Genomic DNA, 16,072 nt, shown 5'->3' on the forward strand with positions numbered 1-16,072 from the left:
GTCAATTAACCATTCACCATTTGCCGTTAACCATTCACCATTAAGGAGATCGTTTTTCATGACCGAAGCAACCCGCAAACTAGGTTTTACCACGCGTCAATTACACGCCGGGCAGCAGCCCGACCCCGCCACCGGCAGCCGGGCGGTCCCTATTTACCAGACCTCCAGCTACCAGTTCAACAGCACCGAACACGCCGCCAATTTGTTTGCCCTCAAAGAGTTGGGCAACATCTACACCCGCATCATGAACCCCACCACCGACGTGCTGGAAAAGCGCATCGCTGATCTGGAGGGGGGCGTAGGAGCGCTGGCAGCCAGCAGCGGGCATGGGGCGCAGACGATGGCGATTTTGACGCTTTGCGGGGCGGAGACCACATTGTCAGCAGCAGCCGCTTTGTATGGCGGCACCTACAACCAGTTCAACTACACCTTTCCCCGGCTGGGCATCAGCGTCACGTTTGTGGATCCGTCTGACCCGGCAGCGTTTGAGGCGGCGATTCAGGACAATACCAAGATCATCTACGGCGAAACGTTGGGCAACCCGGACATCTCGGTGTTCCCTTTTGAGGAAGTCTCGGCCATTGCCCAGAAACACCACATTCCGCTGATGATCGACAACACCTTTGCCACCCCCTATCTTTGCCGCCCGTTTGAATGGGGCGCCAATATCATCGTGCATTCCACCACCAAGTTCATTGGCGGGCACGGGACCACCATCGGCGGCGTGATTGTGGATGGCGGGAATTTTGATTGGCGGGGCGGCCGTTTCGCCAACTTCACCACGCCGGACCCCAGCTACCATGGGCTGGTCTACGCCGATTTAGGCGCGCCGGCCTTCATCCTCAAAGCGCGGGTGCAGATTTTGCGCGACATTGGCGCTTGCCAGGCGCCCTTCAACAGTTGGCAGACGGTGCAGGGCCTGGAAACGCTCAGCCTGCGTCTGGACCGCCACGCCAGCAATACCCAAAGGTCGCCGAATTCCTGGAAGGGCATCCGGGCGTGGCCTGGGTCTCTATCCCGGTTTAGCCAGCCATCCGCATCACGAACGCGCCAAAAGATTCTGCCCAAAGGCGCCGGCGCGATTCTCGGGCTTGGCGTCAAGGGGGGCGCGCCGCCGGCGAGACCTTCATCAACAACCTTACAGCTCTTCAGCCACCTGGCCAACGTCGGCGACGCCAAATCCCTGGCGATCCACGCCGCCTCCACCACCCACAGCCAGTTGACGGAAGATGAAATGAAAACAGCCGGCATCACCCCTGATTTCATTCGCCTCAGCGTGGGCATCGAAGATATCGAAGATATTTTGTGGGATTTGGATCAGGCGCTGGCGGCAGCGCAACAGTAGGAGAGAACAGTGAACAGTGAACAGTGAACAGTGGACAGTGAACAGTTGCGCCACTGTAAACCGTTCACTGTAAACTGTAAACTGTACACTAAACCAAGATGATTCCTGAAAATTCTGTTGGCACTGTTGAGACACAAACCTACACCTTCGCCAAGGAGGAGCCATTTTTGCTGGAAAGCGGCGCGGCGCTCAGTCCGGTGACGCTGGCGTATGAAACTTATGGCGCACTGAATGCGACGCGCACCAACGCCATCTTGATTTGCCACGCGCTCAGCGGCAGCGCCCACGCCGCCGGTTTTCATGCAGGCCACGACAAACCGGGCTGGTGGGACGACTGCATCGGGCCGGGCAAGGCATTTGACACCAACCGCTATTTTGTGATTTGCAGCAATGTGCTGGGAAGCTGCTACGGCTCCACCGGTCCCACGGAGACCAATCCGGCCACGGGAAAACCCTACGGCCTGCAATTGCCCGTCATCACCATTGGCGACATGGTGCGGGCGCAGGTGAAGCTGATCGATCACTTAGGCATCGGTCAGCTTTTTTGCGTGGCGGGGGGTTCGATGGGCGGGATGCAGGTGCTGGAGTGGGCCGCCCACCATCCTACCCGGCTCAAAGCCGCCATTCCCCTGGCGACCACCGGCCGCCACAGCCCCATGCTCATCGCCCTGAGCGAAGTGGGGCGGCAGGCCATCTACGCTGACCCACACTGGCAAGCCGGCGATTACTACGACAAAGCGCAAAAGCCGGACGCCGGCCTGGCGGTGGCGCGCATGGTGGGCCACATCACTTACCTGAGCGACGAGAGTATGCAGCACAAGTTTGGCCGCCGCCTGCAAGACCGGGAAAAGTCCGGGTATGAGTTCCAGACGGAATTCCAGGTAGAAAGTTATCTCAAGTACAACGGCAACAATTTTACGCGCCGCTTTGACGCCAACAGCTACCTCTACGTGACGAAGGCAATGGATTACCTGGACCTGACGGAACCCACGGGCACGCTGGCAGGCTCGTTTGTCCATGCGGCGGAGATTAAGTTTTTGGTGGTGAGTTTTACCAGCGACTGGCTCTATCCGACCTATCACAGCAAGGATCTGGTGGCGGCGTTAACGGCCGTTGGCGCTGACGTCACCTTTCTCGATATTGCCTCCACCTGGGGCCACGACGCCTTTCTCTTAGAAGTGGAAACCATGACCGCCCTGCTGCAAAGCTTTCTGGACCGTTTATGGCAGGAAGAAAATGAAGATCAAAGATTAAAGATTTAAGGGGCTGCCTCATGACCAATCCACAATCTTCAATCTTCAATATTTCCACGTCACTCCGCCCCGATCTTCAAGTTTTGGCGGCGCTTATCCCTGCCAAAACACGGGTGCTGGACCTGGGCTGCGGGGATGGGGAACTGTTGGATTACCTGGTACACCAACATCAGGTGAAGGGGCGGGGCATCGAATTGACGGAAGCAGGGGTGCTGGCCTGTGTGCGCCGCGGTCTAAGCGTGCGCCAGGGCAACTTGGAGGAAGGACGGCCGATTATCCCGGACAACAGCTTTGACTATGTGGTGTTAAGCCAGACGCTGCCTTTTTTGGACGATCCCATGATGATTTTGCAGGAAATGCTGCGCGTCGGTCACAAGGCGATTGTCAGTTTCCCCAATTGGGGCTACTGGCGCTGCCGCCTGGATTTGCTGCTCACAGGCAATATACCGCCGGCGCCGGAACTGCCGCAAAGCTGGTATGCGCCCCCGCGCTGGCAGGCGATGACGGTAGCGGATTTTACGACATTGTGCCGTACCCTGGACATCTCAATTTTGGAAGCGGTCTACATGGCTGGCGGGCGTAAAGCGCCGGCGGGCTGGTTTAAGAATTTGTTGGCGACAACGACCTTTACGTACTCTCCGGTTAATCTTGCCATCTCTCCCCCCAAAAGCTAAACTCCTTTCATCTTAATTCATCCTTCATCCTTCATCATTTCAGGAGAGGAGACCATCATGCTACAGCGCCCCTCATTTACTGCCCAAGAAGCCATCCAGATTGCCCAAGATGTCTACGGAATAACCGGCCATGTCAAACCTCTGCCCAGTGAGCGTGACCAAAACTACCGGCTTATTGGAGAAAACGGCCGTTCCTACGTCCTCAAAATCTCCGGTAAAACTGAAAGCCGCGACATCCTCGACTACCAGAATCAGGCGCTCGCCCACCTGCGCCGCCAGCCAGACCTGGCTGACCACATTCCAGAAGTTGTCCTATCGAAAAAGGAGAACCGATAACCGCCTGCACTGAGCTTGCCAGTGGCTGCCTGCCTTGAAGGGGGCCGGCCTGAGCTGCCGAAGGGGCCGTTTCCCATCCCTCCGGCAAACCTACGACGTACGCCTGCTCACCTACCTGCCCGGCATCCCCTGGCGCTCGTCAACCCCCACAGCCCTGACCTGCTCTATGATTTCGGCCACTTTTTGGCGCACCACTGTCGCCTTCGCCGATTTCAGCCATCCCGCCATGCACCGCCATCTGCATTGGGACATGGCTCATACCAGCGCCACCATCCGCCAGCGCCTCGAATACATTCAAGAGCCGGACCAGCATGCCCTGGTCGAAACCGTGCTGGCCCGTTTCGAGAACGAGGTCACGCCGCGCCTGCCTGCATTGCGCCAGAGCGTCATCCACAGCGACGCCAACGACTACAATGTACTCGTCACCGCCGAGCGCAAACAGCCGCGCCGCATCGCCGGACTCATCGACTTTGGCGACATGGTCCACTCCGCCACCATTTTTGAACTGGCGATTGCCGCCGCCTACGCCATGCTCGACAAGCCCGATCCGCTGGCCGTCGCCGCCCACATGGTCGCCGGTTATCACGCCGCCCTGCCTCTCACCGACCTGGAACTGGAACTACTCGACCTGCTTATCCGCGCCCGGCTCGCCACCAGCGTCACCTTATCCACCTACCAACAAACGCTCCACCCCGACGATCCTATCTGGTCGTCAGCCAGCAGCCGGCCTGGGCGCTGCTGCGCAAACTGGATGGCGTTCCCTCCGCCCTGGCGCGCGCCGTATTCCGTCATGCTTGTGGACTGGAACCCGTACCGCAGGCAACGGCCGTTTCCCGTTACCTCCTCTCCCACCAGCGCAGTTTTCATCCCCATCCTGGGCGCCGACTGGCAAACACTCAACCCGCGTGTCTTCGACAGCAGTGTCGGCAGCCTGGAACTGGGCAGCCCTGCTGACTATGGGAATCTGCCCGCCGCCGCCAAACGCATCGAAATGAGGTTGAAAACGGCCAACGCCCAGGTCGGCATTGGCCGCTACGACGAACCGCGCCTCATCTACTCAGCCGACTCCTTCCGCACCGCCAGCAGCGAGTGGCGCACCATTCACATCAGCAGTCGACTTATTTGCGCCTTGCGGAACAGGTTGTTCACGCCCCCGTTCCCTGGCAAATCCACAGTTTTCATGACAACAATTTGCCTTTCGACTACGGTCCCACCCTCATCCTGGCGCACGAAACCGATGAAGGCGTGCCCTTCTACACGCTTTACGGCCATCTCAGCCGAAAATCTATGGCTGACTGGACAGTGGGCAAACGAATCGCCGCCGGAGAGCAGATTGCCACGATCGGCGCTATGCACGAAAACGGCGGTTGGCCGCCCCATCTCCATTTCCAGATTATGCTCGACATGCTGGGCAAAGAAGGCGACTTCATCGGCGTGGCCCCTGCCAGCCAGCGCGAAGTCTGGAAGAGCATTTGCCTGACCCGAACCTGATTCTGGGCATCCCCGACACACTTTTTCCCAGAGCCGCCCCTATCCAAACGAGAAATCCTGGACCGCCGCCACAAACACTTTGGCCCCAACCTCTCCATTTCTTACCAGACCCCGCTGAAAATTGTGCGCGGCTGGCGGCAGTATTTGTATGATGAGGTGGGACGGCCGTATCTGGATGTGGTCAACAATGTCTGCCACGTCGGGCACAGTCATCCCCGCGTCGTCAAGGCGCTGTCTGACCAGGCAGCCGTACTCAACACCAACACCCGCTATCTCCACGACAACATCGTCAACTACGCCGAGCGGCTGCTGGCCCGCTTCCCCAGAGAACTGGAGGTCTGCTTTTTGTGCAGCGGCAGCGAGGCCAACGAACTGGCGCTGCGCCTGGCGCTGAACCCACACCGGCGCGGAAGACCTCATCGTCATTGATGGCGCGTATCACGGCAACACCGCCGCCCTCATCGACATCAGTCCGTACAAACACGACGGTCCCGGCGGCAAAGGCGCGCCCCCCCACGTGCACAAAGCGCTCATGCCCGACCCCTACCGCGGGGTGTACAAAGGATATGATTCTGGTCCGGCATATGCGGCCCATGTTGCCCAAATCATTGAAGAATTGAACCGCGGAGAACGCGGAGAAAACAAAGATTTCTCCGCATCTTCCGCATCCTCCACCCTCTTCGCGGTAAAAAGGTTTGTTAGCTGGCACCATTGTCGAGTCGGTGCTGGGCTGCGGCGGGCAGATTGTGCTGCCAGACGGCTACCTGCAAGACGTGTTCGACTACGTGCGCGCAGCAGGCGGGGTATGCATCGCCGACGAGGTGCAGGTCGGTTTTGGCCGCGTCGGCTCTCATTTCTGGGGCTTTGAGACGCAAGGTGTGGTCCCAGACATCGTCACCCTGGGCAAGCCAATTGGCAACGGCCATCCACTGGGCGCGGTGGTCACGACCCGCGCCATTGCCGACTCCTTTGCCAACGGCATGGAGTATTTCAACACGTTTGGCGGCAATCCCGTTTCTTGTGCGGTGGGAACGGCCGTTCTCGACGTGATCGAGATGGAAGGTTTGCAGGCCAACGCCGGCAGGTAGGCAGCCGGTTGTTGGAGGGCTGACGGCGCCTGGCGGAACGCCATCCCATCATCGGCGATGTGCGCGGCTTGGGGTTATTTGTGGGCGTTGAACTGGTGCGCAGCCGGGAAACGCTGGAACCGGCAGCCTGGGAAGCCGGCTACATCATGGAGCGCATGAAGGAGCATGGCATCCTGCTTTCCATAGACGGGCCGCTGCACAACGTACTCAAACTCAAACCGCCCATTGTCTTTGACGCCGCTAACGCCGATTTCCTGGTGGAGACGTTGGATAAGGTGTTGGCGGAGGATGCGGCGCGGGTTTAGAGATGGGAGATTAGAGATTGAGGGAGAACAGCCGTTTTCCCGAGCGCTCAAAGCACAAAGAGAAAAAAGATGGGAAAAATTTTTAGGCTTTTGTGGATATAGCAGAGTGAAATTTTTTTGTTGGATTGCTAATGGGTTTATTGCCGATTTTGATTGTTTCCTGTCAAAATGGACCGAAATCTGATGTTCCTTATGTACAAGTCATCAAATTTTGTTTGTGCCGCAGATTCTTTTTTTCAAGTTAATGACTATGATGAGCACATATCCATGCGAAAACCAGGGAGACAAGTTGCACCAAAAGTTCTCTTATTTATGGTCGTCCCTTTCACAGTGGTGAATCCCGTGATACGGCTGAAAAATATTGAAGATAGCGAGTTCTATATAAACCCTCAACAAATTGAAGTGAGTGGCATCACTGGATATATAACCTTTGGTGCTAGTTGAAAAAAAGCATCGAGTTCCCTTAAGCTAAGAGCTACAAGACCACTAGCAAAAGGAGAACCCGATGACTACAGAAGATTTTATCATTGAACTGTTCTGCCGAGTTGATGACCAGATGGGTATTGTGCCAAAACATAGTCAAGCCTCATTGTGTCCCAGTGAAGTCGTGACCCTGGCTTTCTTGTTTGCTTTGAAAGGAGTTGGCAACCGAGCTTTCTATCGCTGGCTGGTGCGAGATTACCGTCACCTTTTTCCTCATCTGCCTGACCGGACCCGACTTTTTCGACTGTTTAACACTCACAGACAGTGGACAGATGGCTTTATGGCCGGCCATTCCCTGATCGGGCTGGCTGATTCTTATGGCATTGAATTGATTCACCCGCGTCGGGAAGGACGCACGGAAGAACAGATTGGGCGGAAAGGGTTGTCTAATCATCGTTGGATTGTCGGCGGCAAGTTGTGTTTCGTTTTGAACAACCTTGGTTTGATTGTGGACTGGGATATGGACACCGCTAATGTGCATGATGGCACCGCTTTTCAAGACCTCATCAACCGCCATGCTGCTTACATGGCCATCTTTGCCGACACCGGTTTTACGAAAAAGGATTGGCACCCGGACAATTTGCGCCTTTGCCCTCGCGGAGAATGGAACACCCGCATGATTGTTGAAACGGTTTTGTCGATGTTGACTTTGGTCTGTCATTTTAAGAAGGTGATGCATCGCGCCTGGTCGTATTTCCAAAGCCGACTCGCTTACACGATGGCTCTGTTCAATACACTGGTTCAATGGAATGGCATTCAGGTTGATGAAGATGGGTGTGTCCATTTTCCATCGCCGAGTTCAGCCTATGAACTAGCACCAAAGGTTATATAGGTAAATATGAAAAAAGAAGCTTTCCTTTCCAGAGCAGTTTTAAGCACAAACAGGGGAATGGATTCTGTTGGCAACGTGCATCCTAACAATGAAGTAGCTGCAGAAAAAGTTTTTAGAGCAATTTTGAACTCGGTAAAAATACAAGAGACGAGGGAAAAATAGAAACGGCCGTTTTGGTGAGGAGGTATGGATTTGGCGGGGATGTTAACAATCATCACATCGCGCATCATATTTGCATCATATTTCGCATCAAAAATGATGGGGTGATATGCAGCATCATGTACTCGACAATTATGAGACCGTGCGCACCACGGTGATATCACCCGCAAATTTACTCCAACGCAGCCAGGAATTAGTCAATTCAGGTCAAGTGCCCAATCGAAACGCACTCTTTGTGGCGGCTTTAGAGCAGTTCATTGCTGATTTGGAACGGGACTCCATCAACCGCCACTTTGCTGTAACGGTGAAAGACGCCGACTATCAGGCATTCCAAACCGAAACGGTCGAGTCATTATAAAACGGGGTGATATGCTTGACGACAATCAAACCCGGTAGAAGGATCAGAACAAGTTGAACCCCTTCCTGTCATTGTCGTAAGCCGGGATGCCATCAACCAATGGGTGTGTTTCATCTCAGTTGGGTTAGGCAGCTACAGGGAGAGATGAACACTCTCTGTTAGCCGAATTGGGTTGTAAGCGTTGGGCGCGGCGATATTCCCAGAAGGTGTCCCAATGACCGTTGTGATGGACACAACGAAGTCGGAGTAGTTGTTCTGCGCCATCTTGTGACCAACGCATCCCGGATAGTTCCATACGGTCTTTGACAATATGACGGCAAGCGCCTTCAATAACCCCGGAAGCAATCGGCCAGCCCTGCCGCAAGCACTCGTCATAAGCCATGTAAGGGAGGTTGCGTTCAAAATAGTTGGCAACCTGCTGTAACTTGAGACTGGCAGCGGGGGCGTGGCTTTGTTGAGCTGCTTGCTGCAACGTCTCAATGACGGTTGTTGTTTGCCCGGATAGGAGCAACAGTGTTTGCTCGCGTACCCAAGCGAGTCGTTGCGGGTCATCTTCGTGGTAGAGGGCATTGGCCGCTTTCCAAAGATATTCGTAAGCGTGGATGAAGTCGAGTATCAAGGTGAAATGGGGCAACTTTTCCTGCAATTGCTGCTGCAACGCCTCCGCGCCATCACATAAGGCGACACGATGTACTAGACGGGCATGTTCTCGTTGTTGCACAGCCGCCTGCAAGCGCGTGAGCGCTACCTCTTTACCTTCCAAAGTTGCCCAAATCATTTTGTCACAGGGTTTGGGCGGCGGTTTTGGGGATGGAGTTCTCCCTGTGTTCTCGTGGAATAAAGAGGCTGTAACCTCTGCAGCTGACCGTTGATAAGCCGCTTGCGTATACACTGTGGTCACCATCGCTTCTTTTTTACGACTGCGGGCTTGACCCCGTTTCGGTCGCACAGACTGACTGCTGTCTGTACCCAGAATGAGCGGCACCCCTTTGCCATCGGCTTGCGCCACCAGGATTTCTGCCTGGGCATTGACCACAGGTGGCGGTATTTGTTCATAAAAAGCAACTATGCTTTTCCCGCTTTCTGTGACGACGGCTTGCACGGCACGCGATGAAACGGAGAGATTGAGCCACCGCTGGAGGAAATCATGACCATGGCGGTAGGGTTGTGCCACCGCTAGTTCGGCATGTATCTCTTGCACCACATCAGAGTACAGCTCTGGCGGTAAATTCACGGCCTCGTCCAGTGGGAAATAACCGCCTACCCCGCTCTGATAGAAATAGGAACGCTCAATGCGCACATCACCAAAGATGGTCAGTTGCTGCCTCGGTTTCCAACTATGAAACGGCAGGGTTGTCCCATCCGGCTTGGTCACGCTAGCCACGTCAAATGCGGCCGCTCTTGTTTGATAGTACGCAGTCATCAAGGATGCCCCCAGGGTCAGTAAGTCTTGCAATACCATTTTCTCGGCATCATAGGCTGTCAATCTCAACGCTTGCTGGCCTGTTACACTCTCGATCATTTTTGCTACTTTGTTTTGAATTTGTTGTATGATTTCGGTTGGGTTGGAAGTCATGAGTCACCTCGGTTCAGGATTCGTAAATCTACTGATACACGATTTGGTTCATGATTTCAATCCTCCAACTCATTTGAAACACACCCTCAACCAATATAGTTCAGTGATTGTGGTGATGCCTGTGTCCAACGCCGAGAATATTAAACGAGATTACCCCAATAACGACGTTATGATTGAAGCTGGCATGGTGGGTTAACGGCCGTTTCTGTCACGCTGGAAGGGCAGGACAAAGGCATTGCCGAAACGCATTCGCTATAACCAGGAGGGAACTTGCCATCAAGCTCGATCTTTCCCTGGACGAAAATGCTATAATCAAGCAAACCCATTCAAGTATTTATTGGGCTATTTTAGATATAAGGAGTCGTCACTTATGATCTGGTCACGGATTGGCGTTTGCACACTTACCAAATTACAGAAACAACAGCCAGGGCTGGTTGATACCGCCTTGCAAGATGATCGTGAGTAACCAGATCTGGCATGGTCGCTGGTAGTAAGCGCTTACCTGGATGAGGAAATCAACCTGGGCAAACTGCTGAATGCTGGATATGCCGAACTAGAACTGCGAAATCGTTTCGTGGCGTGCAGGTGGCCTTTACGCATTGGTCCGGCAGACAAATTTGAGGCGCGCTGAAATTCAAGCGCTCAATTCCTGGTTCCCCAGAAGACAATCCCACAACTTCGGCGGCTCTTGCTCCTCGACAATACTGTTCTTCCTAACTTCGCTTTGGTAGGTGCATTGACTTACTGCCGCGAGCATTGCGGAGCCAAATTGCAACCACGCCACAGGTTATTGAAGAATTTGCTGAAGGCGTCCAGGCATCTTGCCTGGACTTGGGTGGCGAAATTGTTCCTTTAAGAGCAGAAGAGGAACCTTTTTTTTCTCGATTATTTACGGCATATTAATGCGGGAAGCAGCTTGTTTAGCCGTGGCTGCTGTGCAGAGTGGCCTTTCCTGACAGATGGTATCGTGATGCCCGCAAATTAGCTGCACGGTTGGAAATTCCTATCATTGGCACATTGGGTTTTTACTTCGTTTGGTGAGATAAACGTCCTCACCTTCACAGAGGCAATGACCTTCTGAAAGAAATGATCAAAAGGTTATCATTCTCCGTCCAGCTTTAATTAAGCGACTTGTAACCCTTTCACTTCCTCCCTATTCTCTACCAGCGTCAGCCCTCTTCGCTCAACCCAATCAAATTCCCTTATAAAAAGTACCTGTCTGAGACAGGGTGCTTTTTTACTATCAAAATGATTGATAAAGCTTAGGCGCTGAGACCAGAAGTGATACGGCTGAAAACGTTACCTATCTGGGGACCCAGCAACGTCAGGATGGCGATAATGACAACCGCAACCAAAACGAGAATCAATGCATACTCTACCAAACCTTGACCTTCTTCACGATTTAAAAATAACATTGTAATGCCTCCAAAAATCAATATTTACCCTGATAAAAGATATAATACCTACAGCCTACCACTGCCCCTTTCCCGGTTTCAATAGGATCTGCCCAGTCATTTATCAACTGCTCATTTTGGAAATGGTTCTGGTATTTTGTCCACAATCTCGGGTTTCCCCTTCATCCCCCATTTTTTCATTAGCGCCAACCACCACTGCTCATCTGCTTGTACGCCCAGCAGGTGCGTTTGCCTCCGCGCATCACTCGCCCCCAAACCGGGAGCCAGGACACCGTTTCCGCCTGCGCCAGCAGCCAGTCCCCTGCCTCTTCCAACCGCTCCGAGTACGCAAAAGCAACACGTGGCTGAGCGTAACGGCCGTTTCCTCCAACAAATAATCAATGTGCCAGTGCAGTTTTTTAGCGGTCGGGGGACGAAAACGGCCGTTTTTCAATCCCGCCTCCTGCATTTCCAAGAGCAACGACGCAAACAACGCCTGAGGCGGTTTGTCTTCGCAGCGCAAAGCATGGCGCAGCACCCGTCCCGCCAGTCCGCGGCGCGCCGAACCCAGATAAAGCATCTCCCCGCGCGGAACCCGCACCGGCTCGCCACCCTGAAACCGGCCAAAACGCACCCGAATGTCCGCCTCCACCCGCATCCGCAAAATATCAGTTTCGCCAGGGAATCATTACCCAAAATCGTCACGGAGCCAAAGACATGTCGCCTCTCCATAAAAACTCCATTTTGTATGAGGCGTGATGCGTGATGTGAGGATTTTTCACGCATCACGCCCCACGCCTCACGTCTCAAGCGCCAGCGCTGCCGCGCCCCACAACGGCGCATCGTCCGCTAAAGCCGCCGGCGCGATGTCAAAATGGACCTCCGGCAGAGCCGTTTGCCGCGCCGCCTGACGCACCGTCTCCCACCACAAATCACCCGCTTTTGTGACGCCGCCGCCCAAGACAAACAACTGCGGATTGATAAGATTGGCGGCGTTGCCCAGGCCAACGCCGGCGCTGGCGCCTCGCAGCAAAATTTCCCGCGCCAGTTGATTTCCGGCGGCCGCCAATTCAGCCACTTTCTGCCCGGTAATCTCGTCCACCGCCCCGCTCTGCGTTTTGAAATCTTGCGCCATATAGGACCAGAAGTCAGCCGTTCTACGCAGCCGCGCTTGCCGCACAAACACAACGGACCATTGGGATCGACGACGGTGTGCCCGATTTCACCCGCCATGCCCTCATGCCCGCGCCAGCAACGGCCGTTCAGCACCCAGCCGCCCCCCACACCCGTACTCACCGTCACGTAAAGCAGACTGTCGTACCCGCGTCCCGCGCCAAAACGCCATTCCCCCAGCGCCGCCGCGTTGGCGTCATTATCCACCTTCGTCTCCGCGCCAAACGCCTCTTCCAGCAAGGCTTCCAGCGGCGTGTTCTCCCAACCCGGCACGTGATGGGATAAATGCACCACGCCGCTCCGGTAATCCACCGGTCCGCCAAAACTGACGCCCACGGCAAACGGCCGTTTGCCCGCCAGCAGTTTCCGCCCCAACTCAATCATCGTGGTAATGTCAAACTGCGCATCTCCGGCCGGCGGCGAAAACACCCGCTCCCGCGCCAACCAGTGCGGCGCATCCTGACCTAATTCAAGCAGCGCCGCCGACAATTTCGTTCCGCCAAAATCCAACGCCAACACATAATCAGCCATCGTCACACCTCATCTTGAAGCAAGAGCAAGAGGAAAATCTGACCTAACGCTCTAGCTTACCGACATTTCACGCTTTTTGGCAATTCTACCTCTCTCTGGCCAATCGGCTCATGCAAACGGCCGTTACCACCCACAACCTCTATGACTATACCCGCCCCCAACTCGCCCACCTGCTCCACGACTGGGGATTCTCCACCTTTCATGCTGAGCAGCTTTGGCAGGCGCTCTACCAAACCCAGGCTCAATCGCTATCCGAAATCGATGGCTTGAGACGTTGACCTGCTCCAGCGATTACAGGCAGAAACCAGAATCGGCGTGTTGGCAACGGAAACGGCCGTTACCAGCAGCGACGGCCTCACCCAAAATTCCTGCTCAAACTGGCCGACGGCGAAACCATCGAAACCGGTACTGATGGGTTCCAGCGGACGCGACGGTACCATCCCCGCGCCACCGCCTGCATCAGCTCGCAGGTCGGCTGCGCCATGGGCTGCGTTTTCTGCGCCACCGGTCAGATGGGCTACACGCGCCACCTCGCCCCCGGCGAGATCGTGGCTCAGGCGCTTTATGTCAACCAAATCTTGCAGCAAAGCGGGCAGCGCCTGCGCAACGTGGTACTCATGGGCATGGGCGAACCGCTGCACAACTACGACGCCACCATGGCAGCCATCGACATCCTCACCGACCACAAAGGGCTGGCGCTGGCGCCCCGGCACATCACCCTCAGCACCGTCGGCCTGGTCCCCGGCATTTTGCGCCTGGCCGACGACGAAACCCGCCCCGTGCGTCTGGCCGTCAGTCTGCACGGCGCCACGGACGAAGAACGGCAGGCATTGGTGCCACCAGCCCGCCGTTGGCCGCTGGCCGAACTGATGGCTGCCTGCCGCACCTACATCGACAAACGAGGCCGCCGCATTTTCTTTGAATGGACGCTCATCGAAGGCAAAAACGACACACCAGAACAGGCTCATGCTCTGGGCGTACTACTGCAAGGCATGGACGCCCACGTTAACCTCATCCCGCTCAACTCTACCCTGGGTTATGATGGACTGCCGGCTCGCACAACGGCCGTTAAACAGTTCCAGGTCATCCTCACCAGCTACCACATCCCCAGCACCGTCCGCCAGCGCCGTGGCATCGACATCGCTGCCGGCTGCGGTCAATTAAAGCATCGTAACAAACTAACGGTACACTAACTTACAAGGCACTGTAAACCAAAGCTACTTTGTTCTTCTCAAACTTGGTAAACTAGAAATCAAACTCAGCCCCAACCAGCGGAGAAGCTATGTCAGACACCCTAACCGGTCGTACCATCGGTAAATACCAAATACTAGAAAAATTAGGCCGCGGCGGCATGGCTGAAGTCTACAAGGCCTACCAGGAAAACCTGGACCGCTACGTCGCTATCAAGTTGATGCACGCCTTTTTAGCCAGTGAACAAGACTTCTTGCAGCGTTTTAAACGTGAAGCGCGCGCCATGGCCGCCATGAACCATGCCAACATCGTCGGCGTGTATGATTTTGACGTTTACCAGGAGGACACCTATTACCTGGTAATGGAATACATCGCCGGAGGCACGCTCAAACAACGGCTGGAAGACCTGACGGAAAAACAGGAAAGCATGGCTCTGGGCAAAGCGGTGCAGCTTGGCTATCAAGTGGCCGAAGCCCTGGATTACGCCCACCGGCATGGCATGGTCCACCGAGACGTAAAACCGGCCAACATCATGCTGGGCGATAATGACCGCGCTCTGCTCACCGATTTTGGCATCGTCAAGATGATGGGCGGGCAAACGATGGCCTACACCGCCACCGGCGCTTTGATCGGCACCCCCTCCTACATGTCCCCGGAACAGGCTATGGGCAAACCCGGCGACAAGCGCGTGCGGACATCTACGCCCTGGGCATCCTGCTCTTCCAAATGACAACGGGACAACTGCCCTACACCGCCGATACGCCCCTCGCCGTCATTATGAAGCATGTCAACGAACCGGCGCCTGAACCGGTTACTTTTAATCCCAATGTGCCAATCGCTTTGCAGGACGTCATTCTCAAGGCAATGGCTAAGGATCCGGATGACCGGTACGAAACAGCCGGTGAGATGGCTGAAGATTTACGCGCTATCCAACTGGATTCTAGCGCCAAATCCGGTGTTTTTGTGGCGGTCTCGGCTGCCGCTGTGCCTTTGACGGCGGCCAAAACGCCCACGCAGGCGGTCCAGGCCAGCACGGCCGTTTCCCGCCACAGCCTTTAGCGCCGGCGTCCATGACAGCACGCCTACTTTCCAAAGCATCCCGCTGCCCTCCCAAACACAGCCCCCACCGCCGCTCGCGGCGCCGCCCCCACCGGTCGCCAAAAAACGTTCTCCCTGGCTTTTTGTGGGACTAGGGGTGCTGATTTTGGCGCTTTTGGGGGGAACGGCCGTTGCCTTCAGCCTGTTTGGCGACCGGAATCAGGACAATGAGGTGGTCGCGAACGCCAGTCCGGCAGCGACGGACACAGCCAGCCCCACTGCCACAACATCACCACAAGAAACCCCGGACACCGCCGCCACCATTGCCGCCGCTGCAGTTAACTGAAGAAAGCCGCCCAACAACGGGCCGTTGAAACAACTTTCACCCCCACGCCGGAAGCCACAATAACGCCCACGCCTACCCCCACTGTTGACAGCACCACCCTCTATTTAGAAGCGTGCGTCCCCGGCGTCACCCTGGTCAACACCTATACCTACCAAAACGAACAGTTCTGACGCCGCTCCGACCGGCAAAAATTTCCCGGTGAACTGGGTGCTGGAAAACAGCGGAACCTGTCCCTGGCCTGACAGCTTGGAATGGGTCTATGTTGATGGGGAAACATTTGGCTTCGAGGACGACCCCATTGTCGTGGCTGCGCTCAATCCCGGCGAACAAACCACCATCACCGCCGATTTTACAGCGCCCAGCCGCGCCGGTCGTTTTGACAGCACCTGGCAGCTCACGGATGCCGCCACCGGCAGTGCGATTGGAGAACCGCTTGAATTTACTTTAGGCGCTTACCTGGAGGCAACGCCCACGCCGACGCCAACCAATACCCCGGTGG

At 55.4% G+C, this 16,072-nt stretch carries 15 protein-coding genes and 4 pseudogenes; 15 read left to right on the forward strand and 4 right to left on the reverse strand.

The window, feature by feature from the left end; all coding sequences use genetic code 11:
* The first annotated feature begins 58 nt into the window (after positions 1-58).
* The 10 genes and pseudogenes from IPM39_25945 (at position 59) to IPM39_25990 (ending at position 8,324) form a co-directional block, all read left to right on the forward strand.
* Positions 59-1,345 (forward strand): annotated as a pseudogene (locus IPM39_25945) (aminotransferase class I/II-fold pyridoxal phosphate-dependent enzyme).
* 98 nt (positions 1,346-1,443) lie between these two features.
* Positions 1,444-2,607: a homoserine O-acetyltransferase gene (locus tag IPM39_25950; GenBank protein MBK8989461.1), complete on the forward strand. Its 1,164-nt coding sequence runs from the start codon at positions 1,444-1,446 to the stop codon at positions 2,605-2,607.
* Positions 2,608-2,618: 11 nt separating this feature from the next.
* Positions 2,619-3,272: a methionine biosynthesis protein MetW gene (gene metW, locus IPM39_25955; protein MBK8989462.1), complete on the forward strand. Its 654-nt coding sequence runs from the start codon at positions 2,619-2,621 to the stop codon at positions 3,270-3,272.
* 57 nt (positions 3,273-3,329) lie between these two features.
* Positions 3,330-3,608, forward strand: a complete 279-nt coding sequence (locus IPM39_25960) for a hypothetical protein (GenBank protein MBK8989463.1) — start codon at positions 3,330-3,332, stop codon at positions 3,606-3,608.
* A 34-nt stretch (positions 3,609-3,642) separates the two neighbouring features.
* Entirely contained in the window at positions 3,643-5,088 is a 1,446-nt protein-coding gene (locus tag IPM39_25965) for a phosphotransferase (GenBank protein MBK8989464.1), read from the forward strand.
* Between the two features lie 134 nt (positions 5,089-5,222).
* Positions 5,223-5,528, forward strand: coding sequence for an aminotransferase class III-fold pyridoxal phosphate-dependent enzyme (locus tag IPM39_25970; GenBank protein ID MBK8989465.1), 306 nt, complete (start codon positions 5,223-5,225; stop codon positions 5,526-5,528).
* 266 nt (positions 5,529-5,794) lie between these two features.
* Positions 5,795-6,492, forward strand: a pseudogene (locus tag IPM39_25975) (aminotransferase class III-fold pyridoxal phosphate-dependent enzyme).
* 505 nt (positions 6,493-6,997) lie between these two features.
* Positions 6,998-7,807 (forward strand): transposase, encoded by an 810-nt coding sequence (locus tag IPM39_25980; GenBank protein ID MBK8989466.1) that lies wholly within the window; start codon positions 6,998-7,000, stop codon positions 7,805-7,807.
* A gap of 6 nt (positions 7,808-7,813) precedes the next feature.
* On the forward strand, positions 7,814-7,969 hold the full coding sequence (locus IPM39_25985; protein MBK8989467.1) for a hypothetical protein: 156 nt from the start codon (positions 7,814-7,816) through the stop codon (positions 7,967-7,969).
* 106 nt (positions 7,970-8,075) lie between these two features.
* Positions 8,076-8,324 (forward strand): hypothetical protein, encoded by a 249-nt coding sequence (locus IPM39_25990; protein MBK8989468.1) that lies wholly within the window; start codon positions 8,076-8,078, stop codon positions 8,322-8,324.
* Between the two features lie 124 nt (positions 8,325-8,448).
* Here the strand turns inward: IPM39_25990 and IPM39_25995 are convergent, their stop codons facing one another.
* The 4 genes and pseudogenes from IPM39_25995 to IPM39_26010 all read right to left on the reverse strand — a co-directional run bounded on the left by IPM39_25995 (position 8,449) and on the right by IPM39_26010 (position 12,998).
* Positions 8,449-9,900 (reverse strand): ISKra4 family transposase, encoded by a 1,452-nt coding sequence (locus IPM39_25995; protein ID MBK8989469.1) that lies wholly within the window; start codon positions 9,898-9,900, stop codon positions 8,449-8,451.
* Positions 9,901-11,162: 1,262 nt separating this feature from the next.
* Entirely contained in the window at positions 11,163-11,315 is a 153-nt protein-coding gene (locus IPM39_26000) for a Flp family type IVb pilin (protein ID MBK8989470.1), read from the reverse strand.
* Between the two features lie 241 nt (positions 11,316-11,556).
* Entirely contained in the window at positions 11,557-11,952 is a 396-nt protein-coding gene (locus IPM39_26005; GenBank protein MBK8989471.1) for a DUF123 domain-containing protein, read from the reverse strand.
* 141 nt (positions 11,953-12,093) lie between these two features.
* Positions 12,094-12,998 (reverse strand): annotated as a pseudogene (locus IPM39_26010) (ROK family protein).
* A gap of 110 nt (positions 12,999-13,108) precedes the next feature.
* Here IPM39_26010 and rlmN point away from each other — a divergent pair.
* The 5 genes and pseudogenes from rlmN to IPM39_26035 form a co-directional block, all read left to right on the forward strand.
* Positions 13,109-14,191, forward strand: a pseudogene (gene rlmN, locus IPM39_26015) (23S rRNA (adenine(2503)-C(2))-methyltransferase RlmN).
* Between the two features lie 89 nt (positions 14,192-14,280).
* Complete coding sequence (locus IPM39_26020) at positions 14,281-14,919, forward strand: serine/threonine protein kinase (protein ID MBK8989472.1); 639 nt, start codon at positions 14,281-14,283, stop codon at positions 14,917-14,919.
* Positions 14,916-15,248, forward strand: coding sequence for a hypothetical protein (locus tag IPM39_26025; protein ID MBK8989473.1), 333 nt, complete (start codon positions 14,916-14,918; stop codon positions 15,246-15,248). Before IPM39_26020 ends, IPM39_26025 begins: the two co-directional genes overlap by 4 nt.
* A gap of 136 nt (positions 15,249-15,384) precedes the next feature.
* Complete coding sequence (locus IPM39_26030; GenBank protein ID MBK8989474.1) at positions 15,385-15,573, forward strand: hypothetical protein; 189 nt, start codon at positions 15,385-15,387, stop codon at positions 15,571-15,573.
* A 207-nt stretch (positions 15,574-15,780) separates the two neighbouring features.
* Positions 15,781-16,072 (forward strand): hypothetical protein (locus tag IPM39_26035; protein MBK8989475.1); only part of this gene is annotated, 292 nt, incomplete at its 3' end.

The organism is Candidatus Leptovillus gracilis, from assembly GCA_016716065.1.
GTDB classification, from domain to species: Bacteria; Chloroflexota; Anaerolineae; order Promineifilales; family Promineifilaceae; genus Leptovillus; species Leptovillus gracilis.

Excerpts from the sequence above, each read along its gene's own strand:
- IPM39_26025 (MBK8989473.1), top strand. The coding sequence starts at position 14,916 with ATGACAACGGGACAACTGCCCTACACCGCCGATACGCCCCTCGCCGTC.
- IPM39_25960 (MBK8989463.1), top strand. The coding sequence starts at position 3,330 with ATGCTACAGCGCCCCTCATTTACTGCCCAAGAAGCCATCCAGATTGCC.
- IPM39_25995 (MBK8989469.1), bottom strand. The coding sequence starts at position 9,900 with ATGACTTCCAACCCAACCGAAATCATACAACAAATTCAAAACAAAGTA.
- metW (MBK8989462.1), top strand. The coding sequence starts at position 2,619 with ATGACCAATCCACAATCTTCAATCTTCAATATTTCCACGTCACTCCGC.
- IPM39_25980 (MBK8989466.1), top strand. The coding sequence starts at position 6,998 with ATGACTACAGAAGATTTTATCATTGAACTGTTCTGCCGAGTTGATGAC.
- IPM39_25950 (MBK8989461.1), top strand. The coding sequence starts at position 1,444 with ATGATTCCTGAAAATTCTGTTGGCACTGTTGAGACACAAACCTACACC.
- IPM39_26000 (MBK8989470.1), bottom strand. The coding sequence starts at position 11,315 with ATGTTATTTTTAAATCGTGAAGAAGGTCAAGGTTTGGTAGAGTATGCA.
- IPM39_25985 (MBK8989467.1), top strand. The coding sequence starts at position 7,814 with ATGAAAAAAGAAGCTTTCCTTTCCAGAGCAGTTTTAAGCACAAACAGG.
- IPM39_26005 (MBK8989471.1), bottom strand. The coding sequence starts at position 11,952 with ATGCGGGTGGAGGCGGACATTCGGGTGCGTTTTGGCCGGTTTCAGGGT.
- IPM39_25990 (MBK8989468.1), top strand. The coding sequence starts at position 8,076 with ATGCAGCATCATGTACTCGACAATTATGAGACCGTGCGCACCACGGTG.
- IPM39_26020 (MBK8989472.1), top strand. The coding sequence starts at position 14,281 with ATGTCAGACACCCTAACCGGTCGTACCATCGGTAAATACCAAATACTA.